Source organism: Mesorhizobium sp. M0244, from assembly GCF_040321795.1.
Lineage (GTDB): Bacteria > Pseudomonadota > Alphaproteobacteria > Rhizobiales > Rhizobiaceae > Mesorhizobium.
In genome coordinates this window covers 42147-67095 of the sequence record NZ_JAMYSE010000002.1, presented here as the reverse complement: position 1 = coordinate 67095, position 24949 = coordinate 42147, and the positions used below count along the sequence as shown (strand labels likewise).

General features: G+C 63.6%; 21 protein-coding genes and 1 riboswitch. Of the genes, 9 read left to right on the top strand and 12 right to left on the bottom strand.

The window, feature by feature from the left end:
* The 4 genes from NKJ08_RS02550 to NKJ08_RS02535 form a co-directional block, all read right to left on the bottom strand.
* A complete protein-coding gene (locus NKJ08_RS02550) occupies positions 1-1212 on the bottom strand; it encodes an efflux RND transporter periplasmic adaptor subunit (protein WP_352522829.1) in 1212 nt (403 codons plus the stop codon).
* 282 nt (positions 1213-1494) lie between these two features.
* Complete coding sequence (locus tag NKJ08_RS02545) at positions 1495-2625, bottom strand: patatin-like phospholipase family protein (RefSeq protein ID WP_352522830.1); 1131 nt, start codon at positions 2623-2625, stop codon at positions 1495-1497.
* A 26-nt stretch (positions 2626-2651) separates the two neighbouring features.
* Entirely contained in the window at positions 2652-3434 is a 783-nt protein-coding gene (locus NKJ08_RS02540) for a 3-hydroxybutyrate dehydrogenase (protein ID WP_352522831.1), read from the bottom strand.
* A 200-nt stretch (positions 3435-3634) separates the two neighbouring features.
* The gene (locus tag NKJ08_RS02535; RefSeq protein WP_352522832.1) at positions 3635-4723 is read right to left on the bottom strand and encodes a citrate synthase/methylcitrate synthase; all 1089 of its coding nucleotides are present in this window, start codon (positions 4721-4723) and stop codon (positions 3635-3637) included.
* Positions 4724-4814: 91 nt separating this feature from the next.
* On the opposite strand from NKJ08_RS02535, the gene NKJ08_RS02530 reads away from it, so the two are divergent.
* Positions 4815-5963: a citrate/2-methylcitrate synthase gene (locus NKJ08_RS02530; RefSeq protein ID WP_352781172.1), complete on the top strand. Its 1149-nt coding sequence runs from the start codon at positions 4815-4817 to the stop codon at positions 5961-5963.
* 66 nt (positions 5964-6029) lie between these two features.
* Here NKJ08_RS02530 and phaR read toward each other — a convergent pair whose 3' ends face one another.
* A complete protein-coding gene (gene phaR, locus NKJ08_RS02525; RefSeq protein ID WP_352522834.1) occupies positions 6030-6638 on the bottom strand; it encodes a polyhydroxyalkanoate synthesis repressor PhaR in 609 nt (202 codons plus the stop codon).
* A gap of 278 nt (positions 6639-6916) precedes the next feature.
* On the opposite strand from phaR, the gene NKJ08_RS02520 reads away from it, so the two are divergent.
* The 6 genes from NKJ08_RS02520 to NKJ08_RS02495 all read left to right on the top strand — a co-directional run bounded on the left by NKJ08_RS02520 (position 6917) and on the right by NKJ08_RS02495 (position 14888).
* On the top strand, positions 6917-8104 hold the full coding sequence (locus NKJ08_RS02520) for an acetyl-CoA C-acetyltransferase (protein WP_352522835.1): 1188 nt from the start codon (positions 6917-6919) through the stop codon (positions 8102-8104).
* A gap of 91 nt (positions 8105-8195) precedes the next feature.
* Entirely contained in the window at positions 8196-8921 is a 726-nt protein-coding gene (gene phbB, locus NKJ08_RS02515) for an acetoacetyl-CoA reductase (RefSeq protein WP_352522836.1), read from the top strand.
* A 729-nt stretch (positions 8922-9650) separates the two neighbouring features.
* Complete coding sequence (locus NKJ08_RS02510; RefSeq protein ID WP_352775472.1) at positions 9651-13052, top strand: helicase-related protein; 3402 nt, start codon at positions 9651-9653, stop codon at positions 13050-13052.
* 12 nt (positions 13053-13064) lie between these two features.
* Positions 13065-13451, top strand: a complete 387-nt coding sequence (locus NKJ08_RS02505) for an RNA-binding S4 domain-containing protein (RefSeq protein WP_352522838.1) — start codon at positions 13065-13067, stop codon at positions 13449-13451.
* Positions 13452-13599: 148 nt separating this feature from the next.
* Entirely contained in the window at positions 13600-13938 is a 339-nt protein-coding gene (gene fdxA, locus NKJ08_RS02500; protein ID WP_352522839.1) for a ferredoxin FdxA, read from the top strand.
* Between the two features lie 368 nt (positions 13939-14306).
* Complete coding sequence (locus NKJ08_RS02495) at positions 14307-14888, top strand: CarD family transcriptional regulator (RefSeq protein WP_006327799.1); 582 nt, start codon at positions 14307-14309, stop codon at positions 14886-14888.
* A 180-nt stretch (positions 14889-15068) separates the two neighbouring features.
* Here the strand turns inward: NKJ08_RS02495 and NKJ08_RS02490 are convergent, their stop codons facing one another.
* The 3 genes from NKJ08_RS02490 to NKJ08_RS02480 form a co-directional block, all read right to left on the bottom strand.
* Positions 15069-15842: an amino acid ABC transporter ATP-binding protein gene (locus tag NKJ08_RS02490; RefSeq protein ID WP_352775469.1), complete on the bottom strand. Its 774-nt coding sequence runs from the start codon at positions 15840-15842 to the stop codon at positions 15069-15071.
* On the bottom strand, positions 15839-16519 hold the full coding sequence (locus tag NKJ08_RS02485) for an ABC transporter permease subunit (protein ID WP_023721020.1): 681 nt from the start codon (positions 16517-16519) through the stop codon (positions 15839-15841). The genes NKJ08_RS02490 and NKJ08_RS02485 overlap by 4 nt, the downstream gene beginning before the upstream one ends.
* A gap of 122 nt (positions 16520-16641) precedes the next feature.
* Entirely contained in the window at positions 16642-17415 is a 774-nt protein-coding gene (locus tag NKJ08_RS02480) for an amino acid ABC transporter substrate-binding protein (protein ID WP_352522841.1), read from the bottom strand.
* A gap of 326 nt (positions 17416-17741) precedes the next feature.
* Here NKJ08_RS02480 and NKJ08_RS02475 point away from each other — a divergent pair, with 326 nt between their 5' ends.
* On the top strand, positions 17742-18599 hold the full coding sequence (locus tag NKJ08_RS02475) for an RNA polymerase factor sigma-32 (RefSeq protein ID WP_352775466.1): 858 nt from the start codon (positions 17742-17744) through the stop codon (positions 18597-18599).
* 15 nt (positions 18600-18614) lie between these two features.
* Here NKJ08_RS02475 and NKJ08_RS02470 read toward each other — a convergent pair whose 3' ends face one another.
* From NKJ08_RS02470 to thiB, 4 genes are all read right to left on the bottom strand, one after another.
* Positions 18615-20084 (bottom strand): M48 family metalloprotease, encoded by a 1470-nt coding sequence (locus tag NKJ08_RS02470; RefSeq protein ID WP_352522843.1) that lies wholly within the window; start codon positions 20082-20084, stop codon positions 18615-18617.
* A 254-nt stretch (positions 20085-20338) separates the two neighbouring features.
* The gene (gene thiQ, locus NKJ08_RS02465) at positions 20339-21130 is read right to left on the bottom strand and encodes a thiamine ABC transporter ATP-binding protein (protein ID WP_352522844.1); all 792 of its coding nucleotides are present in this window, start codon (positions 21128-21130) and stop codon (positions 20339-20341) included.
* Positions 21127-22746 carry a thiamine/thiamine pyrophosphate ABC transporter permease gene (thiP, locus tag NKJ08_RS02460; RefSeq protein ID WP_352781168.1) on the bottom strand — a complete coding sequence of 540 codons (1620 nt, stop codon included), beginning with the start codon at positions 22744-22746 and terminating at the stop codon, positions 21127-21129. Before thiP ends, thiQ begins: the two co-directional genes overlap by 4 nt.
* Positions 22747-22997: 251 nt before the next feature.
* Positions 22998-24011, bottom strand: a complete 1014-nt coding sequence (gene thiB, locus NKJ08_RS02455; protein ID WP_352522846.1) for a thiamine ABC transporter substrate binding subunit — start codon at positions 24009-24011, stop codon at positions 22998-23000.
* A 43-nt stretch (positions 24012-24054) separates the two neighbouring features.
* Positions 24055-24169: riboswitch (TPP riboswitch) on the bottom strand.
* 127 nt (positions 24170-24296) lie between these two features.
* Between thiB and NKJ08_RS02450 the strand changes: the two genes are divergently transcribed.
* A complete protein-coding gene (locus tag NKJ08_RS02450; protein WP_352522847.1) occupies positions 24297-24941 on the top strand; it encodes a thiamine diphosphokinase in 645 nt (214 codons plus the stop codon).
* Positions 24942-24949: the final 8 nt, after the last annotated feature.

Here is a 24949-nt window from a genome sequence, read left to right as displayed (position 1 = left end):
TTACTGCGTCCCGGCCGTCGCTTCGCCCAACAGCTTTTGAATGGTCGCCTGGTCGGCTTCGACCGGCTTGACCACTTCGCCTTCCTTAACCAGCTCCTGGCCGGCGACGATGATGCGGGCGTCTGCCGCAATGCCGCCGAGCACCAGGCCGGTTGGCGTGTCGTCGACCAGGTCGATCGGGAAGAACACGACCTTGTTGTCCTTGTCGACGGCGCGGATGCCGAGGTCGCCCTTGTCGCCGAGCGTCACCACCGATCGCGGCAGCATCACGGCGTCGGTCGGCTGGGCGCTGAGCGCGATTTCTGCCGTCATGCCGGCCGGTACGGAACCATCGGCATTGGGGATAGCGACTTCGACGCGGAAGGTACGGGTTGCCGAAGATGCATCCCGGCTGATGTAGCGCACCGTGCCCTTGACGGTCTGGCCGCTGACCAGGCGCACATTGGCTTCGTCACCGATCTTCAGATAGCCGAGATCGCGTTCGCTGACTTCGGCGCGGGCGATCACCGGATCGAGCTTGAGAATGGTTGCCACCTCGCCGCCCTGCATCACGGAACTGCCAAGCTCCACCGGCACCCGGTCGATGACACCGTCGAACGGCGCCTTAACCTCGTTGCGGTCGAGCTCGGCTTGCACGGCGTCCAGTTGCGACTTGGCCAGCGTCAGGTTGGAGCGGGCCGTGTCGAGCTGCAGCTTGGGCAGATTGCCGGTTTTCATCAGCCGCAGGGCCGCAGCGAGCTCGGCCTCACGTTGCACGACAAGCTGCTTGGCGTTGTCGACCGCCGAGATTTTTTCCTCGGCGGCAAGCATTAGGATGAGGTCGCCGGTCTTGACGTGCTGACCCTGCTTGACCGGCAGCTTGTCGATGACGCCGGCGACGCGTGTCGCCAGGACGGCGCGCTTGTCGGCTTCGGTCAGTCCGGAAATGCGGATAGCGCGTGCATAGGTGCGCCGCGGCGGGGTTATGACCGCGACCGTGCGCAAGGGCGCCTTGGGCTGCTCTGCTTCGGCAGCCCCCGGTTTAGCAGCCCCCGGTTTTGCAGATTGGGGCTTGCCTGCGTCGGCTGCCTTGGGCTGCTCGACCTCTCCTGCCTTGGGCTTGTTATCGGCGGACGCGCTACCGACGGAAGAGAACTCGCCTGTCGCCATCCAGCCGGCGAACCCGATGAGCACAACAATGGCTGCAAGCTTGTGAAACCTGAATTTCGGCATCGTCATTTTTCCAGTGCGCGGGGTTCGGCCAGGCCGCATCTTCTAATTGGGGCGCGTCGCCGATATGGGTGCGCGCGAGGCCGTATTCAAATTGCCGTGATCGGCGAAGCGCGCTTCTACCTCAAAGTTGCATCGCAATATAGTCAGAAAAGTTGATGGATTGTTGCTTTGCCCGCAAAGATGCGGTTGCTGCATCGGCTCTCGATCGCCAAAAATAGCGGCATGGCAGCAAGTGTCAGGATGATTGAACAGATTGCGAATGCCATCTGCTTTGCGAAGCAGCTAGGCCGGACGGCGGGCGGCCTCGGGCTGCTTGCGCGCCGCCAGAAACTCCTTGACCCGCCGGCCCGGCGCCGGCCCGCGCACCGGCTTCAAGCCGTCGTCGAGCTCGCCGGACAGATCGATCGTCGGCCGCTTGCCGACGGCGTCGTAATTTTCTTCCAGCCAATCACTGGCTGCGGTGCGGCCGAGGTCGCGCAGATAGACAAGAAACGCCCATTCGGCATTGACCTTGGACGATGCCGACAGATCCTTGAACGCCTCGTCGGCATCGATGCGATGCATGCGGATGTCGCGATATTCGCCGTGCGGCAACCGGCCGGCGGCGATCAGTTCCTTGACGAAGGCGATCGAGCGGAATTCCCGCAACAGCCCGGCATTGAAGGTGATCTCGTCGATGCGGTTCTGGATTTCATTGGCGCTCTTTGGCGTCCCCTCGCGGACCACCGGATTGATCTGGACCAAAAGCACGTCCTCGGTGGCCGCCGTCTTGAAGAACGGGAACAGTGCCGGGTTGCCGCCATAGCCGCCGTCCCAATAGGGTACGCCCTTGATCTCGACGGCGCGGAACAATTGCGGCAGGCAGGCCGACGCCATCACCGTGTCGAGGTCGATCTCGCCGTCCGAGAAGACACGCAGCTGACCGGTCTCGACATTGGTCGCGGAAATGAACAGTTCCATCGACTTGCAGGCGCGCACATTGTCGAAATCGATCTCACGTTCGACCACGTCGCGCAGCGGATTGATGGCGAGCGGATTAGCGACATAGGGCGAAAATACCCGCGACATCGTATCGAACAGGAAATAGCCGGGCGTGTTCTCGATCGACCAATTGCCCCAGGCGACGTCCCAAGGCATGCGCTGCACCGGGCTGAAGCGGCCCTTTGCGGCCACCGCACGCCAGAAATCGTCGAGCTTCCGCCGTGCGCCCTCGACGCCGCCGCGGACGAAACCGTCGGCCAGCGCCACGGCATTCATGGCGCCGGCGCTGGTGCCCGAAACCGCCGTTATATCGAGGCGCCCGTCCTCCAGCAGCCGATCGAGCACGCCCCAGGAAAACGCCCCGTGCGAGCCGCCGCCTTGCAGCGCGACGTTTATCTTCTTTGGCTCCTCCGCCTTGCCGTTTTTCGTCATGGCGTGGCCCTCGACCGCTGGATGGCTCACTGAGCGGCCCAGCCGCCGTCGACAGAGATGTGTGTGCCGTTGATCTGCGCTGCCGCATCCGAGCACAGGAACACCGCGGCCGCCGCAACCTGCTCGACGGTGACGAACTCCTTGGTCGGCTGCTTTTCGAGCATGACCTCGCGGACCACAGTCTCGCGGTCCATCTTGTTGGCCTTCATTTGGTCGGGGATCTGCGCCTCGACCAGCGGCGTCAGCACATAGCCGGGACAAATGGCATTGCAGGTGATCTTGTCGCGCGCCAGCTCCAGGGCGACCGTCTTGGTCAGGCCCATAATGCCGTGCTTGGCCGAGACATAGGCCGACTTGAACGGCGAGGCGACCAGCCCGTGGGCCGAGGCGACGTTGACGATCCGGCCGCCACCGGTCTGTTTCATCAGCGGGATGGCGGCGGCGATGGTGTGGAAAGCCGACGATAGGTTGATGGCGATGATCGCATCCCACTTCTCGATCGGGAAGCTCTCCACCGGCGCGACATGCTGGATGCCGGCATTGTTGACCAGGATGTCGACCGAGCCGAATGTCTCGGCTGCCTTCACGACCAAAGCCCGGCACTCGGCCGGCTTCGACATGTCGGCCTTGACGTAGGCGGTCTTCACCTTGTGGTGCTTCGCGATCGCGTCGGCGATGGCGTGGTCATCGGCGGTGTCGGAAAAGGAATTGACGACGATGTTGCAGCCTTCGGCCGCGAGCGCGTGGGCAATGGCTAGGCCGATGCCCGAGGTGGAACCGGTGACGATGGCGGTTTTTCTGGCGATCAAGGCGGCTTATTCCTTTTGAGATGGGCTCACATGGAACCATGCTGCACTGCAGCATATAGGTTCTCTGTCACCCAAGAACAGCGGATGTGTGGAGCAATGACATGAAATTTTTTGTCATGAGCATACATCCGCGCCCTCGTCCAGAAGAGGGGCGCTGCCAGCCAAGCGGCTGCGGCGGCCGGTTCCGCGAGGGGAAATCCTCAGGCGACGAGGTCCGGCACCGGCCCGATATAGTGCGACTGCGGCCGGATCAGCCGTCCGCTCGTCTGCTGCTCTCGTGCGTGGGCGATCCAGCCGGCGACGCGCCCGGCGGCAAAGACGTTGGTGAACGCCTCTTTCGGAAAGCCCGCCGCTTCCAGCAGAAGCGCTGTGAAGAACTCGACATTAGTCTGGATCGAGCGCGACGGCTTGGCGATCCGAAGCACCTCGAGCGCCGCCTGCTCCACGCTTTCGGCAAAGGCCAGCCGGTGGCCGGCTTCGCCCTCGGCGCCAAGCTGGCGCACGACGGCTTTCAGCACGTCGGCACGCGGATCGCGCACGCGGTAGATGCGATGCCCGAAGCCCATGATGCGCTGGCCGCGCGCGATCTCGTCGCGCAGCCAGCCGCTAGCGTCGCCATGCGCCTCTATCGCATCCAGCATCTCGATCACCGGACCAGGGGCGCCGCCATGCAGCGGCCCTTTGAGCGCTCCGAGCCCGGCCAGCACCGCCGAAGTGAGTCCGGCCTGCGTCGAGGCGACAACACGCGTTGCGAAGGTCGAAGCGTTGAGACCATGGTCGCAGACCGTCACGAGATAGGTATCGAGCGCCTTCGCCAACGCCGGCGAGGCCGCAGCGCCGGTCAGCATCCGCAGCATGTCGGTGGCATGATCGGCCTTGGGATCGGGCGCAATTGGGCTTTCGCCGCGCTGAAAGCGCAGCAAGGCCGGCGTCAGCACGGCAGGTGCTGCAACCAGCCGGAGCGCGTCCGGCAATTTGTCGCCGTCCGCCAGCAGGGCAATGCCGGCGCGCATCGCGCTGTAGATGTCGAGGGACGCGAGAAACGGCGGCAAGGGCTCGATTTGCTCGAACACTTCGCTGCGCGCTCGACCGATCGCGTTCGCCAGCTCCTTGTCGCCGGGAAGATCGTCGAAAAAGCCGTCGAACAGCAGCCGAACCACGTCGGCGTATTTCCAGCGGCCTGCCAGTTCCGGCAGCGAATGGCCGCGGATGGTCAGGCGGCCGCCAAGGCCGTCGACATCGGAGAGCACGGTTTCCGCCGCCACCACATCATCGAGCCCATTCGCCATCGGTTTCTCCTTGACCATTTCCGTGTCGTAGATAAGGGTCGGCGACTAGACCATCAATCTTGATCAACTGAATCAACATGCCAAGGCTGACATGACCGAGTGGCTGACGCGGGAAGAAGCCCTGGAGCGCCTCAAGGTGCGCGCGCAGACACTCTATGCCTATGTCAGCCGCGGGCGCATCGGCATGCGGCCGGATCGGTCCGACCCACGCCGCAGCCAGTATCGCGCCGACGATATCGCGGCGCTGGCGAGCCGCCGGGCGCGCGGCCGAAATCCCCAGGCAATCGCCGAAAGCGCAATTGCCTGGGGTGAGCCGGCAATCGCCACCACGATCTCGACCGTTTTGCACGGCCGCCTCGTCTATCGCGGCCAGGATGCGGTTGCTCTCTGCGAGACTGCCACGCTGGAGCAGACGGCAAGCCTGCTTTGGGCATCTGACGCAGCAGTGTCGTTCGTGTCGGCGAGCCGCCATGGCAACGGCGCAACTGGCCGGCCGGCTGCCTTCGCGGAATTGGCCGCGTTGGCGGCGAAGGGCCGGCCTTCGCTCGGCCGCAGGGCGGCTTCGCTCAACCAAGATGCGGCCGGCGCCATCGCCGCTCTGGCTCAGGCGCTCGGCGCGGTTCGCGGAACCGGTGCCGTGCACGAAAGACTGGCGCAGGGCTGGTCCCTCGATGCTGCTGGCGCAGACCTGATTCGCCGCTCGCTGGTGCTGTTGGCCGATCACGAACTGAACGCATCGACCTTCGCCGCGCGGGTCGCCGCGTCCACCGGTGCACCTGTTTCGGCCTGCCTGCTTGCCGGCCTCGCCACGCTCTCCGGTCCGCGCCATGGCGGCGCCGCGGAGGCAGTCATGATGCTGGCGGAGGATGCGCAGAGATTGGGGCCGGATGCGGCTATCGGACGCTGGCTCGGTCACGACAGGCCGCTGCCCGGATTTGGCCATCCGCTTTATCCCGAAGGCGATCTGCGTGCGGAGCCGTTGCTGGCCGCCGTCGATGTCGACGATGGGCTGCTACGGCTTTGCGATGCGGCCTTTGCAGCAACGGGCATGCGCCCGAACGTCGATTTCGCCTTGGCCGCGCTGACGCGCAGCCTCCGCTTGCCGTCCGACTCGCCGTTCCGCTTGTTTGCACTCGGCCGCAGCATCGGCTGGGCCGCGCATGCCGTGGAGCAGGTGACAAGCAACGGCCTGATCCGGCCGCGCGCCCGCTACCAGGGACCGCTGCCGGAGCAGCTCTAGCCGCGCTGTGTGCGAAGTCTCAGCCGCACCTGAGGGGAGGTTCGACGCGGCGCCTCGCCCCGGCAATCACGACATCGTGTCGAGCTTGCGCTGCATCGCGGCGATTTGCTCCTTCAGCTCCTGAAGGTCGTCGGGTTTTTCCGGTGTTTCTTTCCTGGCCGGTTCGGCCGGCGCTGCTGCCGGCGCAGAGCCCGCAGGCGGGAACGGCGTGAACAGCCGCATGGCGTTCTGGAACATTTCCATGTTGCGCCGCGTCTGCTCCTCCAGCACCTTGATCGGCGTGGCGATCTTCATCATGTCCATCGGCGACTTGCCGAGGGCATCTTTCATCTGCTCGCGAAAGCGTTCCTGCTCCTTCGAGAAGGCCAGCATCGACTGCTCGAGAAAGCTCGGCACGATCATCTGCATCTGGTCGCCGTAATAGGCGATGAGCTGGCGCAGGAACGGGATCGGCAGCATGTTCTGCCCGTCCTTGTTCTCCAGCTCGAAGATGATCTGGGTCAAAACCGGATGCGTGATGTCGTCACCGGTCTTGGCGTCCTGGACAGTAAACTCCTCGCCTTTTTTGACCATTTCAGCGAGATCCTCAAGCGTCACATAGGTGCTGGTGCCCGTATTGTAGAGACGGCGATTGGCATATTTCTTGATAACAATAGGTTCGTCTTTTGCGGCCATCTGCATCCTCCCCGGACACCGGCCAGCTTAAGTAAGCCGCCGGTAACGATTACGCCTTTTTAAAGGATATGCGCAAAAGCGTCATGAATCCAAGCAGTTTGTGCAGTGCGGGAACATTTTATGCTGCGCAGCACGGATGAGCCGTCATCGCAGCGACGCGCGGCCCGCTTGCCGCGGAGGAACGCCCTGCCCATTTCGGATTTGACTCGGGTTGTGGAAAGGGCAAGAAAAGTCCCCGACCGCACCCGAAATCGCTCCCCGAAAGTATGGAGAAGAACATGTCCGCTTCCAACGCCATCGTTGTCGCCAGTGCGGCGCGCACGCCCGTCGGCTCCTTCAACGGCGCCTTCGCCAACACGCCGGCTCATGAACTGGGTGCCGTCGCTGTCAAGGAAGCGCTTGTTCGTGCCGGTGTCGACGGCAAGGAGGTGGACGAGGTCATTCTCGGCCAGATCCTGACCGCAGCTCAAGGGCAGAACCCGGCGCGGCAGGCGGCTATGGCCGCCGGCGTGCCGCAGGAGGCGACCTCCTGGAGCCTAAACCAGCTTTGCGGCTCCGGCCTGCGCGCCATCGCGCTCGGCATGCAGCAGATCGCACAGGGCGATGCAAAAATCATCGTTGCCGGCGGCCAAGAATCGATGTCGATGGCTCCACATGCACAGCATCTGCGCGGTGGCGTCAAGATGGGCGATTTCAAGCTGATCGATACCATGATCAAGGACGGCCTGACCGATGCCTTCTATGGCTATCATATGGGCAACACCGCGGAGAACGTCGCCCGCCAGTTCCAAATCACCCGCGACGACCAGGACCAGTTCGCACTGGCTTCCCAAAACAAGGCCGAGGCTGCGCAGAGAGCCGGAAAATTCAACGACGAGATCGTTGCCTTCACAGTCAAGGGCAGGAAGGGCGACACGGTAGTCGACCAGGATGAATACATCCGCCACGGCGCGACGATCGACGCCATGACCAAGCTCAAGCCCGCCTTCGACAAGGACGGCACGGTAACCGCAGCCAATGCTTCCGGCATCAATGACGGCGCCGCCGCCGTGGTGCTGATGACCGAAGCGGAAGCCGCAAGGCGCGGCATCACGCCGCTGGTGCGCATCGTTTCCTGGGCGACTGCCGGCGTCGACCCGCAGATTATGGGGACGGGACCGATTCCCTCCTCGCGCAAGGCGCTGGCCAAGGCCGGCTGGTCGGTCGGCGACCTCGATTTGGTCGAAGCCAACGAGGCCTTCGCCGCGCAGGCCTGCGCCGTCAACAAGGACATGGGCTGGGACCCGTCGATCGTCAACGTCAATGGCGGTGCCATCGCCATCGGCCATCCGGTCGGCGCGTCGGGCGCCCGCGTCTTCAACACGCTGGTCTACGAGATGCGCCGTCGCGGTGCGAAAAAAGGCCTTGCCACGCTGTGCATCGGCGGCGGCATGGGCGTCGCCATGTGCGTGGAAGCAATCGGGTGAATGGAAAATAGTGAATGGTGAATGGAAGACCAGAGGGCTTTCGCGACCATTCACTATTCACTATTCACCATTCACTCTGGGAGGGAGCATTATGACAAAGGTCGCAATCGTTACAGGTGGGTCGCGCGGCATCGGTGCGGCGATCTCGATCGCCTTGAAAAGCGCCGGCTATTCGGTTGCCGCAAACTATGCCGGCAATGACGACGCGGCGCAGAAATTCAACGCAATGACCGGTATCCCGGTCTACAAATGGTCGGTCGCCGACTATGAGGCGTGCGCCGCCGGCGTCAAACAGATCGAGGCCGAACTCGGTCCCGTCTCGGTGCTGGTCAACAATGCCGGCATCACCCGCGATGCGATGTTCCACAAGATGACGCGCGAGCAGTGGAAAGAGGTCCTCGACACCAATCTTTCCGGCGTCTTCAACATGACGCATCCGCTGTGGGGCGGCATGCGCGACCGCAAGTTCGGCCGCGTCATCACCATCTCCTCGATCAACGGCCAGAAAGGCCAGGTCGGCCAGGTCAATTATTCGGCCTCGAAGGCCGGCGACATCGGCTTCACCAAGGCGCTGGCCCAGGAAGGTGCGCGCGCCGGCATCACCGTCAATGTGATCTGCCCCGGCTATATCGCCACCGAAATGGTCAAGGCAATGGACGAGAAGGTGCTCAACGAGCGCGTCATCCCGCAGATCCCGGTCGGCCGCCTCGGCGAGCCGGAGGAGATCGCGCGCTGCGTCGTCTTCCTCGCTTCCGACGATGCCGGTTTCATCACCGGCTCGACCATATCCGCCAATGGCGGGCAGTATATTAGCTGATAACTTTATCTTTACGTTGAGACAGATACGCGCTGGACGAAACGGGCCGCAAAACGGCCCGTTTCCATAGCAGCCTTCCCGTTGAACGATCGCGGTGCGGCACGCTGCCCCAATCCGGCACGCAAAGGTTAATGGCCGCCGCGCAGCCTGTGCAAAAGCCGTCTCACTGCCTGTGGATTCTCGGTGGAAAAGCTGTTCACGACACAACATGTTGCGGTGAACAAATCGAGAAACTTTGCCTATCGCTGATTCGTCGCCGATTCGTTCCGGCTTTGAGCGGAATGTTAACGGCGAGTGCTGAAAACACCATTGAAATGATTAAGGCGCATTAAGAAACATCAATAATTTCACAATGTTGGACGAAGCGGATTGGCCGGCCACGATCATTCACCGGCAAAGGTTAACGGAGGTGCTCGCCTGGATGCTACCTGCATGAATCGGGCCAGTTTCTGTGATTCAGCATGTGGTGAGACTCGCCGGCAGAAAACCCAGATGTAGCCGTGAACAAAACCTGAATCAACGCGAGTCTGTGATTCGTCGCTGATTCGTTCCAGACTCGTTCCAACTGTTAATCGGGAACAGATTTGCGGCTTCGAACGAACCAATCGGCCTGCCTCGGCACATTCCGCTTTCGCTTCGCGCCCGAAATCCCTATGTGTCGCCTGTCATACGCGGCCAATATGGGCGCGCTCCCGACAATGCGAGGCAGAGAGCCTTATTTCCAGGCCGATGAACATCCATCCGAAACACACTGAACCGCTGATCCTGTCGGGTCGAGACGTGACGGCCGTGCTCGGCCCGACCAACACCGGCAAGACCCATCTCGCCATCGAACGGATGGTGGCGCATGAAAGCGGCGTCATCGGCCTGCCGCTCAGGCTGCTCGCCCGCGAGGTCTATACGCGCGTCTGCGAGAAGGTCGGCGCTCACAAGGTGGCGCTCATCACCGGCGAGGAAAAGATCCAGCCGGCGGGCGCGAAATACTCGGTCTGCACGGTGGAAGCCATGCCGCGCGAGACCGATGCCGCCTTCGTTGCCATCGACGAGGTCCAGCTCGCCGGCGATCTCGAACGCGGCCACATCTTCACCGATCGCATCCTGCATCTGCGCGGCCGCCAGGAGACGCTGCTGCTCGGCGCCGCCACCATGCACGGCATCCTGCAGCGCCTGCTGCGGGGCGTGTCGGTAGTGACACGGCCACGCCTGTCGCATCTTGCCTATGTCGGCTCGAAGAAGCTGACCCGCCTGCCGCGGCGCACCGCGATCGTCGCCTTCTCGGCGGACGAGGTCTATGCCATAGCCGAGCTGATCCGCCGCCAGCAGGGCGGTGCCGCCGTCGTGCTCGGCGCGCTAAGCCCGCGCACTCGCAACGCCCAGGTGGCGCTGTTCCAGTCGGGCGACGTCGACTACCTCATCGCCACCGACGCCATCGGCATGGGCCTCAACCTCGACCTCGATCACGTCGCCTTCGCCCAGAACCGCAAATTCGATGGCTACCAGTACCGCAACCTGACCTCGGCCGAGCTCGGCCAGATTGCCGGCCGTGCCGGCCGGCATTTGCGCGACGGCACCTTCGGCGTCACCGGCCAGGTCGATCCGCTGGATGAGGAACTGGTCAAGAAGATCGAGGCGCATGATTTCGACCCGGTGAAAGTGCTGCAGTGGCGCACCGCGCACTTCGATTTCGCCAACCTCGATGCGCTGAAGCGCTCGATCGAGACCAATGCTCCGGTCGAAGGTCTGACGCGCGCACTGCCGGCAGTAGACGCGCAGGCGCTCGAGCATCTGTCGCGCGACGAGGACATCCGGGCACTCACCACCGATGCCAGGCGCGTGGCGCTGCTTTGGGAAGCCTGCGCGCTACCCGACTACAGGAAGATCGCGCCGGCCCAGCACGCCGACTTGATTGCTTCTATCTACATGGACCTTGCCAAGCATGGCCATGTCGACGAGAACTATATGGCCGAGCAGGTGCGCCGTGCCGACACCACCGAAGGCGACATCGACACGCTGTCGCACAGGATTGCCCAGATCCGCACATGGACCTTCGTTTCGAACCGGCCCGGCTGGCTGGCCGATCGGGCACACTGGCAGGAAAAGACGCGCGAAATCGAAGACAGATTGTCGGATGCGCTGCATGAGCGGTTGACGAAACGTTTTGTAGACCGCAGGACTTCCGTCCTCATGCGGCGCCTTAGAGAAAACACGATGCCTGAAGCCGAAATCAGCCCAACCGGAACCGTCCTCGTCGAAGGCCACCACGTCGGCGAGTTGCAGGGTTTCCGTTTCACTGCCGACCAGAGCGCCGGCGGCGAGGATGCCAAGGCGGTGCGGGCGGCGGCGCAGAAGGCGCTTGCCGCCGAGTTCGAGGCGCGGGCCGAGCGCTTCGGTGCCTCGGCCAATGGCGACATCGCCCTGGGTTCGGATGGCACGCTGCGCTGGATCGGCGCGCCGATCGGCACGCTGGTCGCCGGCGAAGACGCTTTGAAGCCGCGTCTCGTCCTGCTGGCCGACGAGCAACTCACCGGTCCGGCCCGCGACAAGGTTGCCGCGCGCGCCGAGCGCTTCGTCAATTTCCAGATCGAATCCCTGCTGAAGCCGCTGGTCGACCTCAAGAATGCGGAGCAGATCACCGGCATCGGCCGCGGCATTGCTTTCCAGCTCGTCGAGCATTTCGGCCTCATCAACCGTCGCGACATCGCCGACGAGATGAAGTCCCTCGACCAGGAAGGCCGCGCGGCGCTTCGCCGTCTCGGCGTGCGCTTCGGCGCCTACCACGTCTTCGTGCCGGCGCTGATCAAGCCGGCGCCGGCCGGGTTGATAACGCTGCTGTGGGCGCTGAGAAACGACGGCAAGGACAAGCCCGGCTTCGGCGATGTCGTTCACGCGCTGGCCTCCGGCCGCACCTCGGTGGTCATCGATCCGACCTTCGACAAGACTTTCTACAAGCTTGCCGGCTACCGCAATCTTGGCCGGCGTGCTGTACGCGTCGATATTCTTGAACGGCTGGCCGACCTGATCCGGCCGGCGACCAACTGGAAGCCGGGCCTCGGGCCCCGCCCCGACGGCGCCTATGACGGTCAGTCTTTCATGGTGACGCCGCCGATGATGTCTATCCTCGGCGCCACCGCCGACGACATGGAAGAGATCCTGAAGGGCCTAGGCTATCGCGCCGATGCCAAACCGGCGGCCGAGGTCAAGGCGCGGCTCGAAGCACAAGACAATGCCGCACGTGAAGCCGCCGCTGCAAAGCAGGCCGCGGACGAGGCTGCGCGGGCCGAGCAGGCGAGGATAGCGGAAGCAGCTGCCGCGGCAGAGCCACCGGCGGAGCCTTCCGAGCCCGTGTCGGATGCGGCCCCTGTTGCGGAGGCTGCGGCCGAAGCCGTAACCGAAACGGCGGCAGAGGCTGTCGCGGAAGACCAGCCGGCAGCTCCAGAAGAAGTCACGCAAGAGACCCAGCCCGCCGCCGAAGCGGCTGCTGAACCAGCGGCTGAGCCAAAGGCGGAACTTGGGGCGGAATCTGAGGCTACGACACCGGCAGAGCCGCCGGTTTTCGAAACCATGGAAACATCGCCGGCCGAACCTGCGGCGACGGCGGAAGCCGTCACCGGCGAGCCCGCTCCAGAGACCGAGGAGCCAAAACCTATCCTGTTGTGGCGGCAGGGTCGCTTCGACCAGCGCCCGCGTCATCGCCAGCAAGATAATCGTCCCCGGGACAATCATCGGGACAATCGCGCGCGTAACGGCCAGGCCGCACGCGAGGGCCGCAACGATGCGCCGGTTGTAGATGCAGACGGGCAACCGACAGGAACGCCGGGCGACCGGCCCGCCCGTCAAGGGCGCCACGATCAGCGTGACGGCGCCGGCAAGCCGCGCTTCGACCGCAGCAAATTCAAGCCCAAGCCGCAAGGCGAGGCGGGAGAGCAGCGCTCCGGCAAGCCGCAGGGCGAACGCCCCGACCGGCGTGAAAACCGGCCCGACTGGAAGGCTGGCCGGCAGGACGGCAAAGGCGGCGCGCCGGGCGGAAAGCCCGCCTTCCAGCCGAAGCCGCGTGAGGAACGCCCGGTCCGCTTCGACCCGGACTCCCCCTTCGCCAAGCTCGCCGCATTGCGCGACCAGTTGAAGAAGTAAGCTGCTCGTCCGATGGTCACTGATGCCCGCCAGCGCATCGACAAATGGCTGTTCTTCTCGCGCGCGGTGAAATCACGATCGCTGGCAGCCAAGCTGGTGGTCGCCGGACGCGTCCGCATCAATCGCGACAAAGCAGCGCAGGCCTCCGATACGGTCCGGCCGGGAGACGTTTTGACCATCACGCTCGAGCGGCGGATCTTCGTCTGGAAGGTCCTTGGCACCGGTGCACGGCGCGGGCCGGCCGAAGAAGCCCGCCTGCTCTACGAGGACATGTCGCCGCCTCCGGTGCCCAAGGGCGCGGCGCTTCCGGATGCCATGCCTCCGTTGCGCGAGGCCGGCAGCGGCCGCCCGACGAAGAAGGAACGCCGCCAGACCGACCATCTGCTCGGCGACGATTGAGCAAGGTCAAACTTCCGCTTTGCCGGCTCTCTGGAATTCCATTCCGGAAACCCCGGCATTGCTGGCAAGGGCTGCCCTTGCCACCAGCGGACAAAGGCATTACCTCACCAAAAAGGCCCAACAAAATGGGACGCCCCGGAGCCGACCAATGACCTATGTCGTGACCGACAATTGCATAAAATGCAAATACATGGACTGCATCGAGGTCTGTCCGGTCGACTGTTTCTACGAAGGTGAGAACATGCTCGTCATCCACCCGGACGAGTGCATCGATTGCGGCGTCTGCGAACCGGAATGCCCGGCCGACGCGATCAAGCCCGACACCGAATCGGGCCTCGACAAATGGCTGCAGATCAACACCGAATATGCCGAGAAATGGCCCAACATCACCGCCAAGAAGGAGCCGCCGGTTGACGCTAAAAACTTCGATGGCGAAGCTGGCAAATTCGAGAAATATTTCTCCCCGGAGCCCGGCGAAGGCGATTGACAAGACTGCCGATTGCGGCCGCCTGACGCCGCGTAACAGACGTGATACATTAACTGCCTTGACAGACGGCGATGGCGCATGGCCTTCGCGCGTGCAGCAAAACCTTGATTCTTCCGACTTTTTGTGTTACATCAGCTCAACATGCCGGTGACACAACGTCGATTTATGGCGCAAACGCCCCAAATCACTGAAAGGTGAATTTCTCAATCCGGACCAGAGCGATCTGGGGCAGGCGGTCGCAATGTTGCGATTTGCCGGTCCTAGCCTTTCCGGTGAGTTCATCGTTGTGTGGCTAACGACCGGTCACCCCGGTCGCACGAGTTCGGGCCGGCACGATGCCGGTACCACAACAAGGAGTTCAGGGCGTAATGGCAACGATCACCCCGCAGAAGAAGTCCACCGCAGCGCGCCACGGTTTCAAGACCGGGGAGTACATCGTCTATCCGGCGCATGGTGTCGGCCAGATCGTCTCGATCGACGAGCAGGAAGTTGCAGGCCACAAGCTGGAACTGTTCGTCATCGACTTCCAGAAGGACAAGATGCGCCTCAAGGTGCCAGTCGCCAAGGCGACCTCGATCGGCATGCGCAAGCTGTCGGAAGAGGATTATGTCGAGCGCGCGCTGAAGGTCGTGCAGGGCCGCGCCCGCGTCAAGCGCACCATGTGGTCGCGCCGCGCCCAGGAATATGATGCCAAGATCAACTCCGGCGATCTGATTTCGATCTCGGAAGTGGTGCGCGACCTCTACCGCGCCGACAACCAGCCGGAGCAGTCCTATTCCGAGCGTCAGCTCTACGAGGCGGCGCTCGACCGCATGGCCCGCGAGATCGCGGCCGTCAACCGCATGTCGGAGACCGAAGCGGTGCGCCTCATCGAGGTCAACCTCAACAAGGGCCCGAAGCGCGGCGCCAAGGCCGATAACGAGGAAGCCGAGCAGGAAGAAGCTGCCTGAGCTTTTTCGCCCTGGAAATTAAAAAACCCGGCCTCGCGCCGGGTTTTTTGTTTTTGGCTGACCGGCGATGGTCATTCTAATGCATGTCGCGCAAAAGTGTGCAGCGGTTTTGCGATAACGACATGCGTAAAAACAACAGCCTAAAGCGCGTCGCATGAGGCCGGTCAAACGCGACGCGCTTTAGCTCTCGCCACCGCCCTCCCTTTCCGCCTCCTGCTTCAGCGTCGCGATGAACCGCTTAGTCCGCTGGCGCTCCGGGTTGCTGAACAGCACCGCGGCCGGCCCTTGTTCGACGATGTTGCCGCCATCGAGGAACACCACTTCCCGCGCGATCTTGGAGGCGAGCCGCAGATCATGCGTCGCCATCACCATGGTGGTGCCCTCGCTGGCGAGCTGGCTGAGCACATCGACCACCTCCTGCGCCAGTTCCGGATCGAGTGCCGAGGTCGGCTCGTCGCAGAGCAGGACTTTCGGCGAAGGCGCCAGCGCCCGGGCAATCGCCACACGCTGCTGCTGGCCGCCCGACAGCGTCGCCGGCCAGGCATCGGCCTTGTGCGTCATGCCGACCTTTTCGAGCAGAGCCAGCGCCCGTTCGCGCGCCCTTTCCTTGGGCCATTTCAGCACCGTCACCAGCCCCTCCATGATGTTCTCGATCGCGGTGCGATGCGGAAACAGCTGGAAATTCTGGAACACCATGCCGGTCTGCAGCCGCAGCCGCTGGATATCCCTGGTCGAGACCCTGCCGCCGGGGTGGAATTCGAGTGCATCGTCGCCGATCCGCACAGTGCCTGAAGTCGGCAGCTCGAGCAGGTTGATGCAGCGCAAAAGCGTGCTTTTCCCGCCGCCCGATGGTCCGACGAGCGCCGTGACGCTGCCTTCCTCGATGGTGACGGTCACACCCTTCAGCACCAAATTGTCGCCGAAACGCTTTTCAATGTTGGTGAGGCCGATCATGCGCGCGCCTCCAGGAAGCCGCCATAGCGGTTCAGCCTTGTTTCCAGCCGCGCTTGCAAGGCCGACAGCACGGAGCTCATGACCAGATAGAGGGCCGCTGCCTCGACATAGAGGATCAGCGGCTCATAGGTGGTGGCGACGATGCGCTGCGCTGCCTGGAACATCTCCGGCACGGTGATGGCGGCGGCGAGCGAAGTGTCCTTGACCAGCGAGATGAAGGTGTTGGACAGCGGCGGCACGGCGACGCGCCCTGCCTGTGGGAGAATGGTGCGCCGCATTGCCTGGGCCCAGGTCATGCCGATCGAATAGGCTGCCTCCCACTGGCCCTTGGGCACCGAACCGATGACGGCGCGGATGATTTCCGACGAATAGGCACCGATGTTCAAGGTGAAGCCGATCAGTGCTGCCGGAAAGGCGTCGAGCAGGATGCCGACCGATGGCAGGCCATAGAAGATAAGGAACAGTTGCACGAGAAGCGGCGTGCCGCGGAAGATCCAGACGTAGAAGCGAACCACGGCGACCAGCGGTTTGGGACCGAACAGGCGGACAAGCGCCACGACCAGGCCGAGGACAAGACCGAATGCAAACGACAGCAGCGTCAACGGCACGGTGAAGATCAGTGCAGCCCACAGCAGCGTAGGCAGGGATTCCAGCATCAATTGCAGCCAGTGCGGCACGAAGGCTCCTCCTTGCCAGATTGCCGTCGCTCATATCACGCGAAAGCGGCGGGCCGTCAAAGACAGCTCGCCGCGACATGAACGACGCGGGCCGGCATTCGGCCCACACGAGAAAAGCCGTTTTACTTCGAAACGTCCTGGCCGAAATAGGTGTCGGCGATCTTCTGGTAGGTGCCGTCGGCCTTGATGTCGGCCAGCGCCTTATTGATGGCGGCCACCAGTTCCGGATCGCCCTTGCGCACGATGACGCCGGAATAGTCGGCGTTTTCTTCCTGCGCGGCAATCTTCACATTGGCGTCGGGCTTGTGCTTCTTGAAGTCGAGGAAGGACAGGCTGTCGTTGATGGTGGCGTCGGCGCGGCCGGTGAGAAGCAGCTGGATCGACTGGTCGAAGCCGTCGGTGCCGACGAGCTCGGCGCCGTTGGTTTCAGCCAGCTTGCCGAAATTCGAGGTCAGCGACTGCGCCGCCTTCTTGCCCTTGAGGTCGGCGAAACTCTTGATGTCGGTGTTGTCGCCGCGCACGATCAGCACCGCCTTGGAGGCGATGTAAGGATCGGAGAAATCATATTTGGCCTTGCGCGCCTCGGTGATGCCGACTTCGTTGATGACGGCATCGTAGCGGTTGGCGTCGAGACCGGCGATCAGTCCGTCCCATTTGCCTTCGAGGAACTGGGCCTTGACGCCGAGGCGCTCGGCGATGGCCCGCGCGATCTCGACGTCGAAGCCGACCAGCGCGCCGGAAGCATCATGATAAGTGAAGGGCGCATAGGTTCCTTCCGTGCCGACCTTGAAGACGCCGGACTGCTTGATCTGGTCGAGATTGGCGCCGGCATGACTGGCGGCGATGGCCAGAACCTGCAGCGTTCCGGCGATGATGAGCGATTTGAGCCATGTCATTTTTCTGTGATCCCGTCCTTGGCCGATGTCCGGCGTCATTGCGAGTGCCGGAAAATGACAGATGCGCGATGCCAGAATAAGAAACTAAATTTCAAAAATCTCGCGCCCTTGAAATCCCATTCTCAACCAGCATCTCCCGGCGCCATCCGGCTGAGTCAAGGCCGGTGGCGAATCGCCTGGAAACAGCGCAATCGACATGACAGTCCGGGGGAACATTCCCCCGCATGGCACGTTCTTGGCTGTTGTAGGGCGCGGCGCCGCCATTTCAACTATCGGCGCCAACTCACGATTCGATCGCACCGCAACGCCTGAAGCAGGAGCGCGGCATGATGCAAGACAGTGCAGGACGGACCATGGTTCGCGCGGCGATGAAAGCCCCTTATCTGGAACGTGACGAAGAGCATCTCCTGGCGCTGCGCTGGAAGGAAAACAATGACCAGCACGCGCTGCACTGCATCACCGTCGCGCATATGCGGCTGGTCATTTCCATGGCGTCGCGGTTCCGCCACTACGGCCTTCCGCTGGGCGACCTGATCCAGGAAGGCCATGTCGGACTGCTGGAGGCCGCGGCCCGTTTCGAGCCGGAGCGCGAGGTGCGGTTCTCGACCTATGCGACCTGGTGGATCCGCGCGTCGATGCAGGATTATATCCTGCGCAACTGGTCGATCGTGCGCGGCGGCACCAGTTCGGCGCAAAAGGCGCTGTTCTTCAACCTGAGGCGCCTGCGCGCCCGCCTGGCAAACGGCGCCGAGCAGACGTCGAATGCCACGCTCTACCGCGAAGTGTCGGCGGCTCTCGGGGTTTCCGAGGCCGATGTGGCGATGATGGATTCCCGCCTTTCGGCACCCGACAGCTCGCTCAACACGCCGCTTGCCGAGGATGCGGGCGCAACCGAGCGGATGGAGTTCCTGGTTTCGGATGATCCGCTGCCCGACGAGGTCGTCGGCGACACGATCGATGTCGAACGCCGCTCTGTCTGGCTGAAGACGGCGCTCGGCGCGCTCAATGCGCGAGAACTCAGGATTATCGAGGAGCGCCGGCTGAGCGACGAGGGCGCGACGCTCGAAGCACTCGGCGAGACGCTCGGCATCTCCAAGGAACGTGTCCGCCAGATCGAGGCGCGCGCCATGGAAAAACTCAAGGCGGCGCTGGTGAAGCAGAATCCGGAATTTCTCGCAGCCTGAAAATCGCGTCGGCTGCTATTTGTCCGTGACGATCTTGACCTTGTCGCCGGCCGAGACGGCGGCACCCGGTGACAGCGCATTGAGCACCCTGAACAAATCCAGCTTGCGGTCGACGCCGACCATCTGTGCGGCCAGGGAGCCCATTGTCTGGCCGGGCTGCACCGTGACGATGCGGATACGCAGCGGCTTCAACGCCGCCTTCTCGGCAGCACTCAGGATACGGAACGAGCCGCTGACCGAGCGCGCCACCGTGCTCAGCGAAGTGCTGGCCGAAGGTGCCGCGGTCAGCAAGCGGTAGACCTGGCCGCCGGCGCGGATCACCGCAATATCGAATTGCCAGCCATCGGCGCCGGCATGCGCGGTCGCCGCTTCGTTGCCGTTGATCGTCTCCTGGCGCACGCTGCTGTCGTCGAGGCCGGCAACCCAACCGCTGCGGATGTAGTCGGTCAGCGAGCGGCCCTTGTCGATCGAAACACCGTCGAAGCGGATCGCCATGTCGCCCGGGCCGGTCGCCGTCACCGCCGCTGCCGAATTGTCGATGATGAAGCCGTTGGGCACCGAGAACGACACGCCGAGGCCAGGATGCAGGAAGGTTTCGCCGCGCACATAGCCTTCCTCCGGTGTGTCGCCGTAAAGCAGCCCGTCTACGCCGGAAAGGAATGAATCGCGGTCGCGCGACCCGACACCGGGCGCGCCGAACTGGCGGGCGTGACGCTGCGCGAGATCGATACGCTGCGGCGTATTGGGGTGCGTCGCCAGGAAGTCGAGGCTGGCGTCGGTGGCGCCGCTGATCGAGCGGAAATCGGTATAGGCCGACATCGACTGCAGGAAGCGGCCGGCGGCGTAGGGATCGAAACCGGCTTCGCCGATCGATTTGATGCCGATGGCGTCGGCCTCCAACTCCTGATTGCGCGAGAACTGGGCCAGCCTCAACTTGCCGCGGATCAGCGCCGCCTTGGCCGTCGGGTTGTCGCCGAGCACATCCGAAACCACCTTGGTCGCCAAGCCCTCTTCGGCTTCCAGCTGCTGGCGCTGCAGGCCGTGATTGGCCGTAACGTGGCCCATCTCATGCGCAATGACGGCGGCAAGCTCGGCTGAATCGTTGGCCAACGCCAGCAGTCCGCGGGTGATGTAGAGATAGCCGCCCGGCAGCGCGAAGGCATTGACGTTGGGCGAGTTGAGGATGGTGATGCGGTAGGTCTGGGTCGGGTTGGCCGACACCACGGTCAGTCTGCCGACGATCTTGGCCACCATGCGCTCGAGCTTGGGGTCGGAATATTCTCCGCCATAGGTGGCGAGGATGCGCGGGTGCTGCGCCTTCGCCAGTTGGGCGAGCTTGCCGTTGGCGGCGACGTTGTCGACCGTGATCGGCTTGTCTGAGGGCTGAAAGCCTGATTCCTGCACGTCGGGAGGCGTGAACATCTGGCAGCTTGCCAGCGCCACGGCAAGACCGGCCAGCGCCAGAAAGCGCGCCAGCGGTTTCACCCTCCGATTGTCGATGCCGGTCGGCAGATCGGCTTCCTTTCAAGTCCTGGCACGTGACCGCGAAAATCGGGCGCGATTTCCGGAAAGCATCACGCGCAAAATCAAGTGCTACGGCGTCCTTCGTGCGTCCGACAGATACGAGGCAGCAAGGGCAAATCACGGTCTAAGCCGGACCAACTCCTGGCGGACCTAGCCACACTACCTCGACCATGGCAAGCAAGCGCCGCTTCGCCTTCCGCCGGTTTGACCATAAATTATGTCCGCTTCCGGGCAACATCTCGTGATCCAGCCGCAAACGGACCCGAGCCGATATAGCGTCGGAATGCCTCCGGTCCAGCCCCGACGAAAAAATCGGCGGCGGTGCCCGTCGCGGCAACCGTGCCACCATCCAGGAAAACCATGTTTCGGCCGATACGGCGCGCATCGTCCGGCTGGTGCGTGACGAATAGCACCGTCATGCGCTGCTCCGAATGGACGTCGGCCACCAGGTCGAGCATGTCGTCGCGCAGTGCCGGTCCGAGCGAAGCGAACGGCTCGTCGAGCAACAACACCGGCCGGTCGCGCACTAGGACCCGGGCGAGCGCGACGCGCTGCCGCTCGCCGCCCGAGAGTTCGCGCGGCAGCCGGCTTTCCTTGCCGGCAAGGCCGACGCGCTTCAGCGCTGCGGCGATTGCGGCGCGATCGGCGTCGTTCAGCCTGAGCGAAGGCGAGCGGCCGAGCCCGACATTCTGCTCGAGGGAAAGATGGGCAAACAAGTTGTTTTCCTGAAATACCATCGACACCGGCCGCTCTGAAGGCGGCGCAGTGCTGACGTCGGCGCCGCCGATCAGCACGCGGCCCGACCGCGGCACCTCGAAACCGGCCACCAGATTGAGCAGCGTCGACTTTCCCGAACCGCTCGGCCCCATGATGGCGGTGATTTCCGACGCCGGGAAATCGACGTCGAATATAAGCGGCGTTTCACCATAGCTGAACGAGACATTGTCGAGCCGCACGGCCGCGCTTTTTTCCACCGAAATGGACCGTTCCGGGCTGATCGGCATCATGATTTCTCTCTCCTTCCCAGCCAGTCCGCGGTCAGCACCAGTGCCAGGCAGACAAGGCCGAGCAGCAGCGCCAGCCCGGCCGCATCCTCGGTGCGGTAGCTGCCCATGCGCGCCAGCAGCAGATAGGGCAAGGTCTGCACGGAATCGCTGCCGAACAGCGCAATGACGCCGAGATCGCCGAGCGACAGCGCCATGGCGAAAGCGAAGCCGGTGGCGAGCGGCCGCCGCAGCGACGGCCAGTCGACCAGCCGCAACCGGTTCCAGCCCGAGATGCCAAGCTGTGCACAGAGCCGTTCGTGGCGTTCGCTCGCCGCGTCATAGGCAGGGCGGATAGCGCGGATGGCGAACGGCATCGCCATCACCGCATTGACCGCAACCACCATGACAGGGGCGATCGCAAAGACATCGCTGACGGTGCGCAGGAGCAGGAACCAGCCGGCACCGATGACAATGGGCGGCACCACCAGGACGAACCCCGCACCGGTGTCGGCCAGATGTTCGAGCAGCGTCCGCCTGCCGGTCCGCCGGGTGAGTGCCAGCGCCCGGCGCGCCATGACCAGCGACAGCGACAACGCCAAGGAGAGCAGCGCCGATAAGAGGGAGAGCATGGCACTGGTCGCCGTCGCTTGCCGCACCGCGCTCTCGCCGGCCAGGCGGCCGAGATCGGCGCCAAGCCCGGCCGCCAGCGTGGCCGCCATCGGCCCGGCGACGAACAGCAGTGCCAGCCCGATCACCAGCGCGTTCAGCACGGTCTCGGCCGCACCAGCTGAAAAATACCGGCGCGGCGCAACCGGCAGATTGGCGTCGCCGGTCATATTGGCGCCAAGCCGCGTCAATGCCAGCACCACGACAAAGGTCAGGGCAATTTGCAGCAAGGTCAGCGTCACCGCCCGCGCCGGGTCGAAGTCGAAACGCAGCGCCTGGTAGATAGCAACCTCCAGCGTCGTCGCACGCGGCCCGCCACCCAGCGTAAGCACGATGGTGAAGGAGGTGATGCAGAGCATGAAGACGAGCCCGGCGATGCCCGGCAGGGCCGCACGCAGCGTTGGCCATTCGATCAGCCGGAAGGCCGGCGCCGCGCCCATGCCAAGCTGGCTCGCCAGCCGCCATTGGTCGGCCGGCACCGTCTGCAACGCTTCCAGGAACAGCCGCGTTGCCAGCGGCAGGTTGAAGAAGACATGGGCGACGAGAATGCCCGACAGACCATAGATGCCGGGCCAGCTCTGGCCGCCAATCGCGCCGAGCATGCCGGCGAAAAACCCAGCGCGGCCATAGAGTGCCAAGACGCCGAGTGCGGCAACAATGGCCGGCAGCGCCAGCGGCACGGCGAAAAGCTGCAGGATAAAGCCTCGCCCGAAAAACTGTGGATGCCGCGACAGGGCACGCGCGACGAACAGCGCTGGTGCGACGGAGAGCAGGGTCGACAACAGAGCCTGCCAGAGCGTGAAACGGGTGACCCGGAAGAGATAGGAATCGAAAGCCGAGACAGCACCGGAAGGGTCGCGTGCGGCTTCCAGGACGAGCCCTGCGAAGGCGCCGCCGATCAGCAGCGCGATGGCGGCGAGCGCGACTGTGCCAGCGGTGACGCGGGAGTCCGATGATGACGCGCGTTGCACGCTAGACCGCCAGATTCGAGATTCTTAGCGAGGACGGCGTTCCTTCGCGCCCCCCTCTGTCCTGCCGGACATCTCCCCCACTTGGGGGGAGATCGGCAGCGTCCGCGCCTCGCTCAGTCCTGCAACGTTGGAGATTGGCGAAAGCCGAAATGACGGCCAATCTCCCCCCTCGTGGGGGAGATGCCAAGCTTTGGCAAAGAGGGCAGGACAGAGGGGGGCGCCGTAGAGCGAACATCTTCGTCGGTGAAAGCCTACTTGCTCATCACCGCCAGCCACTCGTCGACCCAAGCCTTGCGATTTGCCGCCACCTCCTCCGAGCTGAACAGCAAGGTTTTGGTCGGTTTGACGAGCTTGTCGAAAGCCGGGTTGAGCGGCTTGTCGGTCTTGCCGGCCGGGAACATCCAGTTGGTCTCGGGAATGACGTCCTGGAATTTCGGCCCGGTCATGAAGGCCATGAACTTTTCCGCCAGCGGATTCTTCGCGCCCTTGGTGGTGATCCCAGCGACCTCGATCTGCAGATATTCGCCTTCCTCGAAGGACGCCGCCTGGTAGCGCTCGGTGTTTTCGGCAACCATGTGATAGGCCGGCGAGGTGGTGTAGGACAGCACCATCGGCGCCTCGCCCTTGGTGAACAGGCCGTAGGCCTCGCTCCAGCCCGGCGTTACCGTGAGCACCTTTGCCCTGAGCTTGGCCCAGGCTTCCGGCGCCTTGTCGCCATAGACCGACTTGACCCACAACAGCAGGCCAAGGCCCGGCGTCGAGGTGCGCGGATCCTGGATGACGATCTTGTCGCCGGCATCGCCCTCGACCAATTCCCTGAGGCTCTTCGGCGGGCTCTTCAGTTTTTCGGTATCGTAGACGACGGCGAAATAGCCATAGTCGAACGGCACGAAAATACCGTCGCTCCAGCCGCCCGGCACGCTGACGTCCGACACGGCGCCATGCGGCGAAAACAGGCCGGTTGCCTTGGCATCTGCGGTCAAATTGGTATCGAGGCCAAGCACGATATCGGCTTTGGTCGCGGCGCCTTCCAGCTTCACACGGTTGAGCAGCGCGACGCCGTCGGCGACCGAGACGAATTCGACGACGCAGCCGCACTCGGCCTCGAAAGCCTTCTTCACCGCCGGTCCCGGACCCCAATCGGCGGTGAAGCTTTCATAGGTATAGACGGTCAGCTTATCCTGTGCCGATGCCTGCCCTGGCAGGGCGAGCGCGGATGCTGCAAGCAGGACAATCGAGACAAGAGAGTGGAAAAAACTGCGCATCGGCGCCTCCTTCGTTCGCGTTGAAAGGAATTGAGGCGTCGGGCTGTCCGAAACGTCTAATCCCTCCGCCGGTACAAACCGGATCAGGTTCAGCGGGTTGGCAGTCTTGCCTCTCAGCCGGTCCGCGAAGATCGCGTCCGGCACCCCGTTAGAGCGTTTCGACACATAGGCCCGGCCGAAGTGCCGCGCAAGCGGAAGTTTGCCGGGCATCCAAAGCGCGGCCTTCCGTTTCGTCTGCCGTTTCATCTTCCGTTTCCGGGGCAGGGCTGGTAAGGGCCACGAGATATGAGCACATTCACCATCCTGCTTGGCGGCGATCTCATCCGCACGCCGCTGCTCGACCGCCAGGTCGCCGGCACGCGCGTCATTGCCGCCGATGCCGGCATCGGCCATGCCCGTATGCTGGGCCTGAGGCCGGAACTCTGGGTCGGCGATTTCGATTCCGTGCCTGCCGATTTGCCGGAGGATCTGGCCGCCGTGCCACGGCAGGTGTTTCCCGCTGAAAAGGACAAGACCGACGGTGAACTCGCTATCGCCGCCGCGCTCGAACGCGGTGCGACCAGCCTTGTGCTCGCAGGCGCCTTCGGCGGCAAACGCACCGACCACATCTTCCTGCATCTGGCGCTGAGCGTCCGGCTGGCGGAAGGCGGAACGGAAGTGCTTTTGACCAGCGGCGCACAGGAAGGCATTCCTTTGCTGCCTGGAAAGACCGGCTTCGACTATGTCGACGGCACGCTGTTTTCGGTGCTCGGCTTTTCGGATCTCGCCGGCCTGACAGTCACCGGCGCCAAATGGCCGCTCGACGATGTCGAGGTTGCGTTCGGCTCGTCGCTAACCATTTCCAACGAGGTCAAGGGCCGGCTCGAAATCGCGCTGGCCAGCGGCCGCGCGCTGCTGCTCGCGCATCCCTACCCTCTTCCGGAAAGCTGAGCCCAGAA